General features: G+C 71.6%; 7 protein-coding genes. 4 read left to right on the top strand and 3 right to left on the bottom strand.

What is annotated here, in order from left to right; all coding sequences use genetic code 11:
* Positions 1 to 379: 379 nt before the first annotated feature.
* Positions 380 to 1,642, bottom strand: a complete 1,263-nt coding sequence (locus tag ACGF5C_RS21890) for a phosphodiester glycosidase family protein (RefSeq protein WP_393304316.1) — start codon at positions 1,640 to 1,642, stop codon at positions 380 to 382.
* A gap of 512 nt (positions 1,643 to 2,154) precedes the next feature.
* On the opposite strand from ACGF5C_RS21890, the gene ACGF5C_RS21885 reads away from it, so the two are divergent.
* From ACGF5C_RS21885 to ACGF5C_RS21875, 3 genes are all read left to right on the top strand, one after another.
* Positions 2,155 to 5,712, top strand: coding sequence for an ATP-binding protein (locus tag ACGF5C_RS21885; protein WP_393304254.1), 3,558 nt, complete (start codon positions 2,155 to 2,157; stop codon positions 5,710 to 5,712).
* 63 nt (positions 5,713 to 5,775) lie between these two features.
* Positions 5,776 to 6,048 (top strand): sulfurtransferase TusA family protein, encoded by a 273-nt coding sequence (locus ACGF5C_RS21880; RefSeq protein ID WP_393304252.1) that lies wholly within the window; start codon positions 5,776 to 5,778, stop codon positions 6,046 to 6,048.
* A gap of 64 nt (positions 6,049 to 6,112) precedes the next feature.
* A complete protein-coding gene (locus tag ACGF5C_RS21875; protein ID WP_393304250.1) occupies positions 6,113 to 9,376 on the top strand; it encodes a S8 family serine peptidase in 3,264 nt (1,087 codons plus the stop codon).
* Positions 9,377 to 9,544: 168 nt separating this feature from the next.
* Here ACGF5C_RS21875 and ACGF5C_RS21870 read toward each other — a convergent pair whose 3' ends face one another.
* The gene (locus tag ACGF5C_RS21870; protein ID WP_393304248.1) at positions 9,545 to 10,570 is read right to left on the bottom strand and encodes a helix-turn-helix domain-containing protein; all 1,026 of its coding nucleotides are present in this window, start codon (positions 10,568 to 10,570) and stop codon (positions 9,545 to 9,547) included.
* A 627-nt stretch (positions 10,571 to 11,197) separates the two neighbouring features.
* Between ACGF5C_RS21870 and ACGF5C_RS21865 the strand changes: the two genes are divergently transcribed.
* Positions 11,198 to 14,737, top strand: a complete 3,540-nt coding sequence (locus tag ACGF5C_RS21865; RefSeq protein WP_393304246.1) for a S8 family serine peptidase — start codon at positions 11,198 to 11,200, stop codon at positions 14,735 to 14,737.
* 394 nt (positions 14,738 to 15,131) lie between these two features.
* Here ACGF5C_RS21865 and ACGF5C_RS21860 read toward each other — a convergent pair whose 3' ends face one another.
* The gene (locus ACGF5C_RS21860; protein ID WP_393304244.1) at positions 15,132 to 19,400 is read right to left on the bottom strand and encodes a S8 family serine peptidase; all 4,269 of its coding nucleotides are present in this window, start codon (positions 19,398 to 19,400) and stop codon (positions 15,132 to 15,134) included.
* Positions 19,401 to 19,461 lie beyond the last annotated feature (61 nt).

Below are 19,461 nucleotides of genomic sequence, written 5' to 3'. Positions count from 1 at the left end.
AGTGAAGGGTATGGATGCCATCAGGGCGATGAGCGGGCGGTGGCGGGCGGCAAGCGGCGCCTTGCCGAAGTCGAGTGGTAGGCGACGCGCGGCGAGCAACTTCTGCCATCCGTGCCGAGTCGCGGTCTGGTTGGCGGAACTGGGCTGGCTGCAGGCCGGGATACGAGGTTCCCTCGGCTACGTCCTGGAGCTGAAGCGTCTGAGTACGAACGTGCTGCCGACTGCTCAGTGCCCCCACCGGCTGGCGAGCCCGCCGAGTCGGTGGGGGCACTGAGTTGAGCGGTCTCAGGCGGCCGGTTCGGGAGCGGCTATGGGCTGTTACCGTTCCGCAGGTCCTGAGTCGGTGCAGGACCAATACCGGGCAACGAATCTCGGGGAGTCACTTGACGAAGACACCGATGCCGTTGGGGAACGGGCGCTCTGCGCGGTCCGACGGGACGTTCAGGATCTCGTAGTCGGGCGTGTCCGCCTCGGGCTTCATGATCATTTCCGTGCTGCCACCGCGGTCGAGCTGTACGCCATCGTCGGCTCCGACCCGGCGCAGGATTTCGGCGATCTCGACCCGTGTCACGCCGGCCGATACGGCTGAGCGGCCGTCCACGACCACGAGGTAGAAGGTCAGTCCGTCGGCGCTTACCCCTGCGGCGGTGCCGGGGGCGAGATCGGCTGTGTTGTTGGCGCCGAGGCCGGCCACGAGCTGGGCGTCGGCGAGGTTGGGAAAGCCGCCTACGGCCCAGCGGAGCGGCACACGATCCGAGGTCTGCGCACCCCACTTGACGTCGAGGCTGTCTCCGATCGAGAGCTTGTCGAGTTCGGCGGCTCCGCCTTCCCGCCCGAGCAGTACGACCTCGTCTCGGCCGATCTGCCCGCTACCTGCCTCGTGGCTGATGTCGACGACCTCGCCGTTGCGGACCAGAACCTCGGTCACGCCGTCGGTGAGGCACGGGGCGAGCCTGGACGTGTCGCTGCCGCACGTCGCGCGCTTGCGGGTCACCGAGCCCCATTTGGCGTCGTAGACGCCGATACCGTTCTGGGGTAGGGCGAACTGGTTGTATCCATCTACGGCCGCGGCCAAGCCGTCGGACTTCACGAAGCCACCGATCGAGACGTCGTCGACCCGACCGCGCCCGTCCACGCCGACCCCGATGACCTCACGCCCGGTCGCACCAGTGGACATGGCTGGCCCAATGCGCTGGGCCGCGGGAACCGCGCCTTTCCGCAGCCGCCCGCCGGTGATCTCCGGGCCATCCGCCGACTCGGTCGCAAGCCCGGGGTTGTTCTCCCAGTACGCCATGTTGAAGAAGTCGGCGTTCACGGCTGCGAACGCGCCCTTGCTGGCAGCCATGTCTGTGAGGGTTGTTCCCTCTGCGACATGCTCCGCGTGCAGGAGTTCGGTCGAGACCTTCGGGTTGCTCAGGTCTATCTCGAGGAGGTGCCCTTCGGACGAGCCATGCGAGGTAGTCACGGTGAACGCCTTGTGCAGCACGCCCGGCGCTGGCCGCTCGGTCGACGTGTAGCCGATCGACACCTCGACGTCGTACTCGTACGGCGTCGTACTGGCCCCCGCCACACCCGTCCCGACGACGACCAGAAGCGCCGCCGCACCCGCGACTGTTCCGTATCGGCGTCGCGATTCCGTCATGAGCACTGATTGACCTCCTGTGGATGTGATCCGCGTCGGGTCGAGCGGCCAGGCGCTCGCCCTCATCGGCGGTGACCACACCGCATCAAGGCCGCCTTGCCTACTGCGCACCTCGAGCTTTCCGACGCATGAACGCGCTGTGTCTGTTCCGTCGGGCTTCGGCATCCAGGGCCTCGATCGCCCAGTGCCCGCGCAGCCAGCCGGCTGGTTCGGCAGGGGCTGCCTGCGGCGAGCGCTGAGGCTGGTGGGCGCGTAGACGGTGACGGTGGACCACTGGCCGGTGGTCAGGTTGAGTCGACGCCAGCGGATCCGTAGAGCTTGGGTGGCGTGGCGGAATCCCAGCGCGAGGCGCCGGTGCAGTCGTAGACGACACCCGTGGTCGCGAGCGGGGGGCACCGGACGCCGGAACGGCCGCACGATCATCGATCGGGTGGCCGTTCCGCTTCCACTGGTTCGATTTCCGCACGTCACACCATTCCGGCTGGCCGTAGGTGTCGGCTAGGGTCCCGCCCATGGATCTTGGTACGCCGTCGCTGCGGTTGTACCTGCTGGGCGGCTTCCGAGCCGAGCGCCCCGGCGATCTGCCCCCGCTGGAGCGCTGGCGGCGGCCGAGCGCCCGGACGCTCGTCAAGCTCCTCGCCGTCTCTCCCGGCCACCGGCTGCACCGCGACGAGGCCATGGACGTGTGCTGGCCCGACGCCGAACCGGACGCCGCCGTCCGGAACCTGCGAGTCGCGCTGCACACCGCTCGGCACGCGCTCGAGCCGGAGCTGGCGCCGCGTACCCCCTCGTCGTATCTGCTCACCGAGGGGGACCTGATCGTCCTGTGCCCCACCCTGGTTTCGGTCGACCTCGACGAGGCGCTCGCGTTGGCCGGCACGGCGCTGGCCGCCACGCCCGCCCCGCTGGAGCTGCTGGAGCAGGCGCACGCCGGACTCGCCGCCGAACTGCTGCCCGAGGACAGGTACGCCACCTGGATCGCCGCCAGCCGGGAGGCACTCGCGGTACGCCGGCACCGGGTGGCGCTCGCCCTGGCCGACGCGAGTTGCGCGGCGGGCCTGCCGCAGCGAGCCGTGGACCTGCTGATGCCGATGCTCGAGCAGGACCCCACCGCCGAGGACGCGCACGCCGCCCTGATCCGCGCGTACCTGGCGCTCGGCCAGCGACGCAACGCGGTCCGGCAGTACCACCGCTGCCGCGAGCTGCTCGCGGCCGAACTCGGCGCCCGGCCGGGGCCCGTGGTCGAGCGGCTGTACCGGCGGGCTCTCGCCGATTCGGCGACGGCGCCGGCAACCGCGCCCGCCCCGCGGTTGCCGGCCCAGGCGCGGCGGCCCGGCCGGCTTGCCCTGGCCGGCCGGGAACACGCCCTGTCGTTGCTCGGGCCGGACCAGCCGGCCGCCACCCCGGTCGTGCTGATCAGCGGCGAGGCCGGTGTCGGCAAGACCCGGCTGGTGACCGAGGCGGCCCGCCGGCACGCCGCGGCCGGTTCCCTGGTGCTCTGGGGCGCGGGGCACGAGGCCGAGGGGCACACACCGTACGGGGCCTGGGTCGAGGCGCTCGACGGTTACCTTGCCGACCGGCCACCCGGCGAGCGGGCTGCGGTTGGCGCGCAGTATCCAGAGCTGGCCGCCTTGTTGCCCAGCCTCGGGTTGGTCCCGCCCGCAGCGGGTGACGCTGATCAGGAGCGCGGCCGGATTTTCGCGGCGGTCGCCGCGCTGCTGACCGATCTTTCCGCCCGGCCGCTGCTGGTGGTTCTGGACGACCTGCACGCTGCTGACGCCGGCTCGGCGCAGCTCCTGCACAACCTGGCCCGTTCGGTCGGTGACCGGCCGTGGCGGTTCCTCGCCACCTGGCGGGACGAGGACCTGCCGGCGGACGACGGGCGGCGCCGCACCCTGGAGGCCGTCCAGCGGCACGGTCTTGCCCAACGAATCGAGCTGATGCGGCTCAGCCGCGCCGACTGCGACCGGCTGGTGACCGAGGCGGCGGGCTGTCCGCTCGCCGAGCCCGAGCTGGCGCGGGTGTACGCGCTGTCGCTGGGCAATCCGCTCTTCGCGATCGAGCTGGCCAGCCCGCTCCGCCAGGTTGATCTGGCCCCGGCCGGCGCCGAGGAAGGCGTCGGTGAGGCCGGGGTGCCGGTCGCCGTCCGGCAGCTCGTCAATGCCCGGCTGGGCCGGTTGACCGTCCCGGCCCGTCGGGTGGTCGAGGCGCTCGCCGTTGCCGGTGGGGACGCGCCGCTGACGGAGGTTTTCGAGGTGGCCGGGCAGGGACTCTGGCCCCCGGTGCCGCGCCCGGCGGCGGTCGCTGCGCTGGCCGAGGCGATTGACGCCGGGATCGTGGAGGAACGCGAGGTGCTGGTCGAGGGGCGGCGGGTGCCCGGGTACGGGTTCCGGCACCCGCTGATCCGGATGGCCTCTGCGCGTCGGCTGCGCGCGGTCGTCCGGCGGCAGCTGCACGGCGCGTACGCCGACGCGGTGCTGCGGAACCGGCCGGACGCGGTCGACGTGCTGGCGTACCACCTGACCCGGGCTGATGACCCGCGTGCCGTGCCGTACCTGTGGCGGGCCGCGCGCCGGGCGGCGTTGCTCTACGCCAACGACAGCGCCGCCGGCTACTACGCCTCGTTGGTGGAGCGGCTGGACGTCGCCGGGGACCCGTCCGCCGCCGACGCGCGGCTGGCCTGGGGCGAGGTGCTTCACCGGCTGGCCCGTTACCCGGAGGCGGAACGGGTCCTGACCGAGGCACTGGCCACGTGGCGTTCCCGGCCGGACGCGGACGTCCGCGCGGACCGTGTGGTGGCCGCCGGGGCCGCTCTCGCCCAGGTCCTGGTCGGTGCGGGACGGCCGCTTGATGCGGGCGAGCTGCTGGCCGCCACCCCGCTGGACGAGCCGGGGGTGGCCCCGGCGACGCGGGCTGCCCACCACTTGGCCGAGGCGCTGACCCGGTTCGCCACCGGGCGGTATGCCGACAGCCTCGCCGCCGCCGACGCCGCGCTCCGGGTGGCCCGCGGCCTCGACGTCGACCTGGACGGCGGGTCCGCACCTGATGCCGCCCCGGATGGGCCGCCCACAGCCGGCACCATCGACCTGGACGGATCCGTCCGGTCTCGTCCGGTCGGCCGCCGGGAGGTGGTTCGGGCGCTGGTCAACCGGTCGGTCTGCCTGGCCCTTCTGCACCGTACCGCCGAGGCCGACGCCGCCGCCCGGGCGGCGCTGCCGCTCGCCGAGGCGGCCGACGACCCGGACGTGGCCGGAAAGGTCACGGCGCAGCTCAGCGAGCTGGCCTGCCTGGACGGTCGGCTGGCCGAGGCGCGGCGGTTCGCCCGGCGGGCGCTCGATCTGGCGGTACGCACCGGCGATCCGGCGCTGCTCGCCTTCCGCCGGGGCAACCTGGGCCGGCTGCATCTGTTGCTCGGCGACTGGGCCCCGGGCATTCGGCTGCTCCGCTCTGCCGCGACCCTGGCCCGGCCGCTCGGCACCCCGTGGTGCCTGCCGTACGCGCTGGTCAACCTCGGCACACTGCGGCTCTGGACGGACGACCTCGAGAGTGCGGAGGCGTGCCTGGCGGAGTGCCAGGACCTGGCCGCCGCCACCGGCGACCGGCAGGCCCTCTCCGACGCCCGGACCGGGCTGGCGGAGATCGCGGTCCGGCGCGGTGACCCGTTGGCGGCGCTCGCCCTGCTAACGGAGGTGGAGACGGCGGGCGCCGCCCCGATCCGGGCCTGGGCGCACCTGGTGGCCGGGGACGCCGAGACGGCCCGACGGGTCGCCGCCGCGGTACGGGAGGGTGCCGACCGGGTCGCCGGGGTCGAGGCGGGCCGGGTGCACGGTTTGGCGCTGACCGCGCTCGGCCGGGCCGACGAGGCGCTCGACGTGCTGGGCGCCAGCGTGGAGCGGGCCGAGGCCATGCCGTACCCGTACGGGCTGGTCCGGCTGCTGGAGGCGCGGGCCGCGGTGGTAGCCGGCGGCGCGGTGGCCCGACGCGACCTGACCCGCGCCGGGGCGCTCCGCGCGGAGCTGGTCCACGCCGACGGCGAGGCCGGTAATGCCGCGGTAACGGCCGCCTCCTAGCGTCCCGTCGACCCACGGCCCGTCGGTCCCGACCGGCCGCCCGGACGACCATCGAGGATCCCGATGCCCGCTGATCACCCACCCGCCGCCGCCGTCGTCGTCGACGCGGGTGGCGAGCCGTGGGCCCGGGTCGCCGCCGTGCTCGCGGCGCGAACCCGGCAGCTTCCCGTCGGCGGAATCATCGACCTGGTCACCGACGACCCCGGGGTACGCGTCGCCGTCACCGAATGGTGCGCGCGGCACGGCTACCCGGTGTGGGAGGTGACCACCGTCGACGGTGGCCCGGGCTTCCGGATCGACACCGGCGGCGTCCGGACGGACCCCGGCCCGGGGTGACCGGAACCGGCCCGCCAGGCGTGCGTCATCCGATCCTCCTAGCCCTCGACACCAGGGAGAACTCGTGCCACACCGGACCCGGAGGGTGGCGGCCGCGCTGGCCGTTGTCCTCCCGCTCACCCTCGGCGGCGTACCGGCCGCCGCCTCGACCACGGCGTCACCACCGGCCGGCGTCACCGCCGGCGGCGCCGCCCGCACCGTCACCCTCACCCTGGTCACCGGGGACACGCTGACCGTCACCACCGGCCCGACCGGGGTGCTCTCCGTGGCGCCGCAGGCCGGCGAGGGACGGGAGGACATCACCTTCACCACCCGCTCGGACGGTCCCGGGGACATCTCCGTCTTCCCGTCCGACGCGCTGCCCCTGGTCGCCGACGGCGCACTCGACGCCCGTTTCTTCGACGTGGACCGGCTCGTCGAATATGGCTACGACGACGCCCACCAGGCGGACCTGCCGCTGATCGTCGAGCACCCGCGGGGGACGGCCGCGCCGGCCCTCGGCCGGCTGCTCCCCGCCGCCCGGGTGACCCGGGACCTCACCCGGCTGCGGATGACCGCCATGCGGACCGGGAAGGCGGAACGGAAGTCGTTCTGGCGGCAGCTCACCGCCGGCGGGCGGATGCGCAGTGAGGTCAGCCGGGTGTGGCTGGACGGGCGGACCCGGGTGACACTCGACCACAGCGTGCCGCAGATCGGCGCGCCCACCGCCTGGCAGTCCGGCTCGACCGGCAAGGGCGTCACCGTGGCCATGCTGGACAGCGGCTACGACTCGGACCACCCGATGCTGGCCGGCCGGGTGGCCATGGCGCAGGACTTCACCGGGGTCGGCAGCGCCGAGGACGACCACGGCCACGGCACCCACGTCCTGTCCACCATCGGCGGCACGACCGACGGCACGCTGCGCGGCGTCGCACCGGACGCCCGGCTGGTGGTCGGAAAGATCTGCACCGCCGGCGGAAGCTGCCCGGACTCGGCGACGCTGGCCGGCATGGAGTGGGCGGTGACCACCGCCGGCGCAAAGGTCGTGAACATGAGCATCGGCGGCCCGGACGAGCCGGGGGTCAACCCCCTGGAGCAGGCGATCAACGAACTTTCCGCGCAGACCGGCGCGCTCTTCGTGGTGGCCGCCGGCAACTCCGGCGAGAACGGCGTGTCCACGGTCGAGAGTCCCGGCACCGCCGACGCGGCGCTGTCGGTCGGCGCGGTCGACCGCTCCGACAAGCTCGCGTACTTCTCCAGCAGGGGCTCCCGGGTCGGTGATCACGCGGTCAAGCCGGAGATCACCGCGCCCGGCGTGGGCATCGTCGCCGCCGGGCTCGGCGGCGGCTCGGTCGCGATGAGCGGCACCTCGATGGCCACCCCGCACGTCGCCGGCGCCGCCGCGCTGCTGGCCCAGCGCTTCCCGACCTGGACCGGGGCGCAGCTCAAGGCGGCCCTGCTCGGCGCGGCCACGCCGAACGCCGGCCTGAACCCGTACCAGCAGGGCACCGGGCGGGTGGACGTGGCGCGAGCGGTCGGCCAGCCGGTCACCGTCTCCCCGGCGAACCTCACCGCCGTCGCCGGCTGGGGACGCCAGCCGGGGACCGAGAAGAGCCATGAGCTGACCTACCGCAACGACGGCGACACCGCCGTCACCCTGGGCCTGACCGTGGACACCCCGTCCTCGCCCGGCGGGCAGCCCGGCAACCCGGCCATGTTCACCCTCGACCAGCAGAGCGTCACGGTGCCCGCGCACGGCACCGCGTCGGTCACCGTGACGGTCCACGACGTGATGCCGCGCGGCACGCAGGCCGCCGTACTCACCGCGGCCACCGCCGACGGCGCCGTCTCGGTACGCAGCCTCCTCGGCGACCACACCCCGGTACCGTCGTGGCGGCTGACCGCCACTGCGATCGACCGCGCCGGCCAGCCGGCCAAGGGCACGGTGCAGCTCATCGACCGCTACAGCGAGGCCACGTACTTCCTCAACCTCTCCGGCGGCTCCGCCACGCAGACCGTGCCGGAGGGCCAGTACTGGGCGGTGCAGGGCATCGGCACCTCCGCCCCGCGCAGCACCAGCCTGGTCGTCGTCCCGGTGACCATGGACGCGGACCGGACGGTGACCCTGGACGCGCGGACCGCCAGCCCGGTCGACGTCCGGGTGGACGACACCGAGGCCGAGGGGGTCTCCCTGGTCGCGGGCGTATCGCTGCCGGTCACCGACGGGACGCGCGAGGTCAGCGCGACGGTCGGCCGGGCGGTCGACTTCGGCACGCTGTACGTGGCCCCCGTGGCCGACCCAGCCGTCTCCTACCGGGCGCACGCCACGTTCGCCCGCAAGGGCGCGTCGTCGACGGCGCCGAGCCCGTTCTTCTACCACGTGGTCGACAAGCGGACGGGCGGCGTGCCGGCGGACCTGTCGTACCGGACCGGTCGGGAGGGCCTGGCCCGGGTGACCGTGGACTACCGGGCGCAGGGCGCTCCGTCGGGCGGGGACAGCGGCGCAACCCCGGCCGACGGGCACCCGATGGCGATCTTCGACCAGCCGGTGGCGTTCCCGTCGAAGGTGGTCGACTGGCGCACCCCGGGCGCGTGGAACGACCGGATCCGGGTCGCGGGCCGGATGCCGGCCGAGATCGCGCCCCGCACCTACGGGCCGGGGCAGGACAACCGGCTGGTCTGGAACGGCGCCGTGCTCGGCCCCAACATGGGCCTGGACGCGCTGGCCCGGCTGGGCAACGAAATGGGCCTGCACAACTGGAACGGGGTGCAGTGGCTGATCAGCGGCAACGAGGGTGAGACCGGCGTCGACTGGGGCGCCGAGGGCTTCCTCGACCTGTCCCGGGACGGCCAGTTGATCAAGCGGTGGAACGCCGTCGGGTGGTACCAGTCCGGCACGGTGGTGCCGGCCGACGAGGGCGTCTACACGCTGCACGGGGTGCTCACCCGCAACCGGCCGTACGCCGGGCTCTCCACCCGGGTCGAGTGCGAGTGGACCTTCCGCTCCGCGGCGTCGAACGAGCTGACGGTCCTGCCGCTGCTCGGGGTCCGCGCCGAGGTCAAGGGCCTGGACATGAGCAACTCGGCGGTCGCCGCCAGCACCTCGGAGCTGACCGTGACCGTGCAGCGCAGCCCCGGCGCGGCCCCGTCCCCGACCACCCTCACCGGCCTGGAGGTCTCCTACGACGACGGGACCACCTGGACGCCGGTCGAGGTCGAGGACGGCACCGCCAAGGTGAAGAACCCGCGGACGGACGGCTTCGTCTCGCTTCGGGCCACGGCCGCCGACGCCGTCGGCAACACGGTGCGGCAGACCATCCTCCGGGCGTACGGGGTCCGGGCGCCCTGACCTCTCCAGCCGACCGGGTGCCGGGCGTCGCAGACCGCCCGGCACCCGGTCGTGGCAGCCCGGGTTTGCCCGGCCCGGGCCGCCTGCGGGTGTCAACCGGCCTCGCGGCGGGCCCTCGCGCAACCGTTGGCCTCGCCTGAGCCAAGCGGCGCACCAGGTACGACCAGTTCACCGGTGCTTGGGGGGCGTCCGCCGATCGTTGGTTGTCACCGGTCCGATCCAGCCGTGCCATGCGGCGTACCACGCCAGTTGCATGCGAGTCACCGCCCCCGCCCGGTCCATCAGCTTGCGCACGCGTCGCAGCACGGTCCGCTGTCCAATGCCGAGCTGACGGGCGATAACCGCATCGGTGAGGCCGCTGAGCAGGAGGGTGAGCAGCTGACGGTCCTCCCCGTCGAGTGCGGGCGCTTCCGCGTGCGGCACGCCCGAGGCTTCGATGGGCAGTGCCCGCGACCAGATCAGCTCGAACAGTTCGATCAGTCCGTCCAGAAGTGGGCTTGGATGGATCAGGGCCGAACCAGCCGCGCGTCCCGTTTCGCGCGCGACCGCAGGGACGATTGCCAGCTCGCGGTCCACGATCATCGCCTTGAGCGGCACCCGGTGGGCGATGCGGGCCTCCTCACCCGCCGCCATGTAGCGGGAGACCCGGGTCAGACCGCCATCCCCCTCGATCGCCCGCCGGTCGTACACCGTCCGATAGCGCACGCCCTCCGCCAGCCGCTGGAGCTCGGTGTTGTTCGTGACGCCCCTGTCCGGCGCCGGTGGCGTCAGATAGGGCGGCACATCGAGGATCAACACCTCGTGGCGCGCTCTGCGCTGAATCTGCTCGACACGCTGTGCCACTGCTGCCTCTGGAGTCGCCTCCACCAGCGTCCGTACGTCGTCTGGCCAGGACGCGGTGCGGTACTCGTCCGCCAGGCGCCCCAGAGCCGCACGGGCAGTGTGCAGCTCCTGCATCCGCCGCAACAGCAGCACCTCTCCCGCGATGTCGGGCGGTGACACGATCAGCCGGGTGCGATTTCCGTCGGCGCGAGTCAGCAGGCCCTTGGCGGCCAGGCCGTCCACGGCCGCCGAAGCCTGTTCCGGGGGCACCCCGAGTAGCTCCGCCACCGAGTCTTCCCGGCATGGATCGGCCCGTATCAGCAGGGTGTACAACCGGGTTTCCGTCTCCGTCAGCCCCAGCGCCTGGAACACCGTCTCTCCCCCTTCATGGCTGACGAGACAGTTCGCCGCAACGCCTTGTGCGGGCCTTCGGCGGAAGCTCGGCTGCAGGGGACACGACCGCCATCAGCGACCGGACCGAAGCGGCGGCAGCCTGAGGCCAGCCACGCAACCCAGGGCTCGCCGCAGGCGTCGACGACGGCATGGACCGGATGCATGGGCCACCTCGGGGGCTGGGCGATCTGGCGCGGCGAACCCTAGAAGACGGCAGTTACCAAACCATTACCGCCGGAATAGGGCACCCTCGGAATCCACTCGGATCGACGTAGCTGGGTAGTCCTCCCTCGCCTCGCTCCTGCTGCTCGCGGCGGTCGCCCGCGCCGTGCCCGTAAACGAACAGCAGGCGAATGCGGTCCAGCGGCGCCTCCTGGCCGTGGCCCCGGCCGACTGGAGCGCCTTGCTCGGCACCTGGCTCCGCGGCACTGGCGTATCTCCGCCATGGCATTCATAAGCCATTGTCATCGCTTGATCACGCCCAGCTCTTAATCGAGGCTTGCAGATGGCTCGATGAATGAGGCCGCTGGCACGGGCGGTGAGCCGTACCCCGTTTCCTGCACCCCCACAGCGGGCGACTCCCGCCGTACCCGAGAAGGAGACCTCGTGTCAAGACAAAGAAAGCCGCTGCACGTGGCCATCGCGGCCCTGGCCTCACTCGCGCTGTTGCCGCTCGCCGGCGGCACCGCACTTGCCCGGCCGGTCACGGACGAGACCGCGGTCGAGCGGAAGGCGGAATCCGAACTGCTCGGACAGCTCCAGAAGGAGGAGAAGGTCAGCTTCTGGATCGAGTTCGACCGCGACGCCGACCTGCAGGTGGCGACGAAGGCCCGGACGAGGGCCGAGAAGGCGGCGGCCGTCCTGGCGGCGAAGCAGCAGCAGGCCACGACGTCCCAGGCCAACGTGGTGAAGGTGCTGGAGTCGGCGGGAGCCGACTACACCTCCTTCTGGATCGACAACTCTCTCCAGGCGGTCGGCGGTGCGGAGCTTGTCGGGAAGCTGGCTGAGCTACCCGAGGTCGCGCGGATCACGGCGGACGACGAGATCACGATCGACAGGCCAATCGCGGGCGAGACCGAGCCCACGGTCGACGCGATCGAGTGGAACGTCGACCGGATCAACGCTCCCCGGGTCTGGAACGAGCTCGGGGTGCGCGGTGAGGGCATCGTGGTCGCCAACATCGACACTGGTGTCCAGTACGACCACCTGGCGGTCAAGAACCAGTACCGCGGCCTCAACGCCGACGGCACCTACAACCACAACTACAACTGGTTCGACCCGGCCGACGTGTGCTCCGGTGCCGCGCCGTGCGACAACAACGGCCACGGCACCCACACCATGGGCACGATGGTCGGCGACGACGGTGGCACCAACAAGGTCGGCGTCGCGCCCGGTGCCAAGTGGATCGCCGCCAAGGGCTGCGAATCCAGCTCCTGCAGCCGCGCCTCGCTGCTCGCCTCCGGGCAGTGGATCGTCGCGCCCACGGATCTGACCGGCGCCAACCCGCGCCCCGACCTGGCCCCCGACGTGGTGAACAACTCCTGGGGCGCCAACGTCTACGACCCCTGGTACCAGGAAGTGGTTGCCGCCTGGCGGACCGCCGGCATCTTCCCGGCGTTCTCCAACGGCAACGCGGGACCGGGCTGCAACACCAGCGGTTCGCCGGGTTCGTACGTGAGCAGCTACAGCTCCGGCGCGTTCGACACCAACAACACGATCGCGAGCTTCTCCTCCCGGGGCACCGGCGAGAACGGGACGGTCAAGCCGAACCTCGCGGCGCCGGGCGTCAACGTGCGCTCCAGCTGGATGAACGGCGGATACAACGCGATCTCCGGCACGTCGATGGCCTCCCCCCACACCGCGGCCACGGTCGCGCTGATGTGGTCGGCGTCCCCCGCCACCCAGGGCGACGTGGCGCAGACCGAGGCGCTGCTCGACCAGACCGCCATCGACGTCGACAACACCACCTGTGGCGGCACCGCGGCCGACAACAACGTCTTCGGTGAGGGCCGGCTCGACGCGTTCGCGGCGGTCTCCGCCACGCCGCGCGGCGCTACCGGAGCGCTCAACGGCACGGTCACCTCGGATGGCTCGGCCATCGCCGGGGCGAAGGTGGTCGTGGACGGACCGATGGACCGCACCCTCAACACCGCGGCCGACGGCACGTTCGCGCTGCCCGTGCTCTCCGTCGGCGACTACACGCTCACGGTCACCAAGTTCGGCTACCGCTCGGGCACCGGCGCTGTCACGATCACGCAGGGGCAGACCGCCACCCGGAACTTCGCGCTGGAGCAGGCGCCGTCGGCGAAGGTCTCGGGAACGGTCACGTCCCACGCCGGCCCCGCTGCGGGCGCGGCGATCACCGTGAAGGACACCCCGGTCACCGCCACTGCGGACGCCCAGGGTCACTACGAGGTGACCCTGCCGCTCGGGGCGTACGACCTGGGTGCCACGTCCTCGTCCGCATGTGCCGCAGCGGGTACCGCGCACGTCGAGCTGGCCGCCGACACGACGGTGAACATCGCCCTGCCGGACCGCCTCGACACCTTCGGGTACGCGTGCGCGGCGGCCAAGGGCAGCGACTACGTCGCGGGCACGGACAAGACGACCCTCACCGGCGACACGGCGAGCCTGGCGATCACCCTGCCCTTCCCGGTCCCGCTGTACGGCGCGACCTACACCTCCGGTTGGATAACCACGAACGGCGTGGTGACCTTCGGCTCGAACTCGACCTCGAGCGCCAACAACACCATCCCCCGCACCACCACGCCCAACGCCGCGCTCTACCCGTTCTGGGACGACCTGATCGTGAACGCGAGCACCGCGGGCGTCTACACCGGCGTCATCGGCACCACCCCGCACCGCGCGTTCGTCGTCGAGTGGCGGAACGTCGCCCACTGGTCGGCCCAATCCGAGAGGTTCTCGTTCTCCGTCGTCATCGGCGAGAACGGCACGATCTCCTACCATTACAAGGACATCGCCAGCACCGGCCTCGAGTCCGGCTCCAGCGCCACCATCGGCCTGGAGAACGCTACGGGCACCGATGCGTTCCAGTACTCCTACAACACGGCCGGCGCGCTCTCCGACGGCTTCAGCATCGACTTCCGGACCAGCAAGACCGGCGTGGTGCGGGGCGCGGTGCTCGACGCCAACGACGGCGAAGCCGTCGCGGGGGCGACGGTCACCGTGGGCACGGGTGACACGGCGGTGACCGCCACCACCAGGCCGGACGGCTCATACCTGGTCCAGGCGCCGTCCGGTGCGACCTCGGTCAAGCTCACCGCCCTGGCGTACCAGCCCTTCGAGCAGGCGGTGACGCTCGAGTCGGGCGGCGTCGCGACGGTGTCCGAGGCGCTCAAGACCGGCAAGGTGGCGGTCGCCAATGACGCTTACGAGATCGTGGTGCCCGTCGGCCAGCAGCGCAGCCGCGCGTTCGAGCTGTCCAACTCGGGTTTCCCGACCGCGTACACCGTCGTCGAGGATGCCCCGTGGCTGGCGGTCAGCCTGACCGGCGGCGACCTGGCCACGGGCGCGAAGGCCACCGGCAAGCTCTCGGTCGACACGGCCGGGTACCCAGCGGGCGAGGTGCTCACCGCCACGGTGCAGGTGAACTCCGACAGCGGTCGGGCACCGGTGATCAGCGTTCCGGTGAAGGTTGTTGTGCCCCGCTACCAGGCCGCGCTCGACGCCGGTGCCTCCGGCACCGCCGTGGACACCCTCGGCGACACCTGGCAGCAGGACCAGAAGTACACGGCGGGCTCCTTCGGCTACCAGGGCACGTCGAGCATCAAGGCCACGACTCGGGCCATCAGCGGCACCGATGACCCGGCGCTCTTCCAGAACGCGCGGGAGGGCATGTACGAATACCGGTTCGACAACGTGCCCAACGGCGTCTACACGGTGGAGCTGGACTTCGCCGAGGTGTCGAGCAGCAAGCCAGGCCAGCGGGTCTTCGACGTCCTCGCCGAGGACGTCGAGGTACTGCCGTCCCTCGACATCGCGTACGAGGCCGGTGCCTACGCGGCGGTCACCCGGACCTACACGGTCACCGTGACCGACGGTGTGCTCAACGTACGGTTCGCGGCGACCAGCGGTAAGTCGCTGGTCAACGCCATCCGCGTCACCGAACGGCCCGACAAGGCCTGACGGACCGACGAGCAAGGGGCTCGTCCCGCCGTCCGGCGGGGCGGGCCCTTGCCCGACATCTGCGACGGCACTGCAGCTGAGCGAGGCACGACGCGACGAGCCCGTTTCACCGCCGGGCATGCCGCCGCACGTTCCATCCGAAGAGAACCTCATCGGTCGTTGATCGCGGGTGACGTAACAACGCCGACGTGAACGCGCCTCAACCCCGGGATCCCGCCGGCTTTCGCCGTGGGGGAGGAGGTCAACCTTCCAAGCCGGTCCCACCGGAACGCACTCGCCGGGGCCCCGCGCGACCGGCGTACCTCCGGCACAACGGGCTGGGCCCGCACCGTCGGATGGCGGTGCGGGCCCAGCTGCGACGCACAGGGCAGGAGACGCCCTGGTACGCGTGTGTTCAGCCGGCGCAGAGGGAGGATCTCAGGGTGAAGTTGGCCGCGGTGGTGGCACCCGCCTTGACCTTGACCTTGCGGCTCTCCGACTCGAAGTCCTTGTCGGCGGCGATGACGGTCAACGGGCTGTACTTCGTGTCGAGCCACCGCGCGTAGCGGCCGTCCTTGTCGGTGAAGAGCGGGTAGCTGGCATCCGAGGTGACGACCTGCACCGACGCGCCGGCCAGCGGCATCGGCGTGCCGTCGCAGTCGACACCCGTCACCGTGCCGGTCACCTTGCCCCAGGTCTTGGGTGGGGTGACGTGCATGGTGACGCCGACCGGAGCGACCCGGTACGGCGTGTCGGAGTCCACCGCGATCTCGGCGGTGAGGTCGCCGGGCTGCGTGATCGACACGGCACCGGCGTTCAGGGTGACCTTCACCGTGACGGACGCGTTCGGCTGCACGGTGAGCCGCTGCGTATCCAGCGACAGCCACGATGCGTCGCCCTCGTCGCAAACGTCGAATCCGGGGAGGGCCCGGGTGAGCCAGCCGGGCTCACCGTAGCCACCGCCGACGCTGTAGAAGCCGCACGCCCCGCCACCCCGGTAGGTGGGTTGCACGGTGAATGACGGGAGCGCGAACCAGGTGTTCGTGCTCGCCTCGTACGCGTAGTTCTCCATGCTGATCCAGTCGCCGTTGACGCCGCCGGAGACGATCAGCAAGCCGTTGGCAGCGCTGTAGGAGGCGCCCCAAGCGCCGTACGGCATGTCCGCCGCCCTCGTCCAGGCGTTGCTTGCCGGGTCGTAGACGTACGTCTTCTTGCTGTCCTGGTCCTCCGTGGCGCCGCCAGCACAGTAGATCTTGCCGGCGATGGTCCCGCAGGAGAGCCAGGACGTCAGCTCCGGGTAGCTGGCCGCCTTCTGCCACCGGTCCGTGCTGGGCGCGTAGACCCAGACGTCCTTGCTGCCGCAGGTGTCGGTGCAGCCGCCCACCAGGTACAGCTTGCCGTCGAGCGTGGCCACACCAGAGGCGGCGTAGCTGGTCGGGATGGGCGCTCCCGTGCTCCACGTGTCGCTGCGCGGATCGTAGATGTCCAGGCCCGGCTCGGTGGAGCCGTCCCGCGCGGCCGACCAGCCACCGGTGATGTAGAGCTTGCCGTCGATGAAGGCGCCGTTCGCCTTGTCCCGGATCGTCGGTTGGCTGGCTATCGGCTTCCAGCCGCCGCCGCGCGGATCCAGCACGTACCCCTTGTCGGTGAGGGAGATCTGCCCGACAGGGCTCATCGCCACGCCGCCGACGGTGTACACCTTGCCGTCGTACGCGGCGACGACGTTGTCCATCAACGCGTTGGGAGTGCTCGGGCCGTACACCCAGGCGGTACCGCTCGCCGCCGACGGCACGGCGCTCCGCGTCAGGGTGGTGCCGGCGAAGGCGTGCTTGGACGTCGTGGCCTGGACCCTGCGTGGGGTGGCGCTGGGGGCGGTCAGCAGGGAGAACCGGCCACTCGCCTCGTTGAGCGTCACGCTGGCGGGAGCGCCGCCGGTGTTCGTGACCGTGACCGAGGCGGTCGCGCTGCCGCCCAGATGGACGGTCTGGTCGACCGAACCCGACAGCGCGAGCCGCCCCGCGGGGAGCGGGAAGTCAACCTTGGCGACCGCGTGCGCGGTGACCGCGAGCGGCTTGGTGACAGTCGTGTAGCGGCTGGCGCCGGCGGTGAAGGAGTGTTCCCCGGACGGCGCGATCAGCGTGTAGAAGCCGTCGCCGAGCGCGGTGTCGTCGGGCGTGCCCTTGCTGGTCGCCGTCGGCGTCCCGCTGGTGGCGGCCACCTTGACGCCGTTGAGCCCGGCGCTGGTGTTGGCATCCGTGACCTGGCCGGCGACCAGCCCGACCGGCTGGGGCACGCAGGAGCGCCTACCCAGGTTGACGTTGTCCACCTGCCAGGTGTTGCGACCGCCGCCGGTGTACCGGAACCGGAGCTGGACCTGGGACTTGCCCGCGGCCTGCGGTACCGCGAGGGTCTGCAGCGAGCCGGAGACGCTGACCTTGTCCTTCTCCCAGACCGTCACCCAACTCTCTCCGTTGTCGACGGACAGCTCGACGTAGACGTGGGCCGGCGCTGGGTTGTAGGTCCCGATCAGGTAGGTGTTGAACTGCAGGGTCGCGGTCTCCACGCCGCTCAGGTCGACCACCGGTGAGGTGAGGGCGGTGTCCTGGGTGCGGGCCTGGTCGTAAACGAGGCTGTTCACGGTGGCGAAGTAGCCCGTGCCCTTCGTCCTGTTACTCCGGTTGCCCGGATCGTCGAACCGCCACACCTCGCCGTTGCCGGCCGCGTCCGTCACGGTCCAGCCGTCCGGCCGGGCAGAGGCGTCGAACGACTGGCTCAGCCCGTCGAAGCTGACCGCGTATCCCGGCGCGGTGCAGGCTTGGGTGTCATACGGCACGGCAACGTCCAACGCGATGTCGTCACCGCCGACGGCCACCTCCCGGGGCGCCGACGGGTAGCCGGACAGGTCCGGGTCGAAGGTCAGCTGGTAGCTGCGGTTGGCAGGGAGCAGCAGGTCGTACCGGCCCGTGTACGGGTCGGTGTAGTGGGCATTGGGGTCACCGGGCACGCTGATCTTCGCGTACAACGGCCAGCCGTGCCCGGAGCCGTCGGTGACCGTGCCGCGGACGTGAACCCGTGGCACCGGGGTCAACGCCATGTCGCGGGTGACGGGCTCACCAGGGCGGACCGACACGACGGCGGTGGCGTCCGCGTAGCCGAAGGCGCCGAACGTCAGGGTGTGTTCGCCGTCCGTCACCGGCAGCCGGTAGCGACCCTCGCTGTCGGAGCGGGCGGTCACGGCGCCGGCGGTGACCGTTGCGCCCGAGATCGGCCTGCCCGTCGTCGTGTCGGTGATCAGACCACTGACCCGGCCGGGGGCCTGGCTCACCAGTGCGAGGGCGTCGAGTCGGCCTTCGCCGAAGACGTTGTTGTCGTCGTCGGTGCCGCCGCACTGGCTGTTCGGGGTGTCGATGCCGGTGTCGTCGAGCAGGGCCTTGGTCGCTTCGACGTCACCTGCCAGGGCCGGCGCGACGGACCACAACAGGGCGACCGCGCCCGCCAGGTGCGGGGTGGCCATCGAGGTGCCGTTGTAGCTGGCGTACCCGCTGCCGGGCACGCTGGAGCGCACGTTCACGCCCGGGGCGGAGATGTTCGGCTTGATCTCACCGTCCTGGCCCGCCCCGCGCGAGGAGAACGAGCCGATGGCGTTGTTCGCGTCGTACGCGCCGACCGAGTAGTTGATGATCCGGCTGCCCGGCGAGCCGCTCGTGTTACAGCCGCCGCCGTTGTTGCCGTTCGCCCACGCCCCGAAGATGCCCGACGCGGTCCACGCCAGGCTGATGTCCTCCATGAACGGGTCGTTCGACGGCACGTTGGACCCATACGAGTTGTTGATGACGTGCGGCCGCTTGCTGGCGTCCGGGTTCTGCCCGTTCAGATCCGTCGGCTCCAACATCCACTGACCGGACTCGATCAGGGCGGTGGAGCTCGGGCAGCAGCCGTTGGCGGCGATCCACTTCACCTCCGGGGCGACCCCGATGTGGTTGCTGCCGCCGTCGTCGCCGGCCATCGTGCCCGTCGTGTGCGTGCCGTGCCCGTTTCGGTCACACGGCGCACCCGCGCAGGTCCCCGCAGCGTCGAACCAACTGTAGTTGTGGTCGAACGTGCCGTCACCCTTGTTGCCACGGTACTGCTTCACCAACGCCGGGTGGTCGAACTGGACGCCGGTGTCGATGCTCCCGACGACGATGCCGGCACCCTTCGTGCCATACTTCGCCCACACGTCATCGGCATTGATGTTGGCGATGCCCCACTCGACCGAGTTGACCTCGGCAACATCCTGGCCCGCCGCCGGCTCGGGCGCCGCGTAACTGACGACCGGCCACAGCGACTCCACCGCCGGCTCCGCCGCCAACTGCTCGGCCATCTTCAGCGAACCACCCGTCACGTGGATCGCGTTCGTGGCCCAGAGCGCCTTGTATTCCACCTTCGCCCGGTCCAGCCGGGCACGAATACCGGCCTGGCTGACCTCCGCGTGCTCCCGCAGCGCCTTCGCCACCGCGCTGCCACGCTGGTTCCAGTCCCTGATCTGGCTGGCCTTCGACAGGTCGGCCCGGGTGTCCAGACGCACCCAGTAGTCGGCCTGGCCCTTCGCCTTGAGCTTGTTCAGCAGGGCAGGCCGGATCTTGTCCTGTGCCTTCGCCTGTGGCTCAACAGCCTGCGCCGCCGTGCCGGTCAACGCCAGCACCGACGCAGCCAACGCGATCGACGCCAGACCGCCGACCAGCCTACCGGCGAGGCGACTTCGC

The organism is Micromonospora sp. NPDC047620 (assembly GCF_043205005.1).
Classification (GTDB): Bacteria; Actinomycetota; Actinomycetes; order Mycobacteriales; family Micromonosporaceae; genus Micromonospora.
This window is presented reverse-complemented; position numbering and strand designations above follow the sequence as displayed.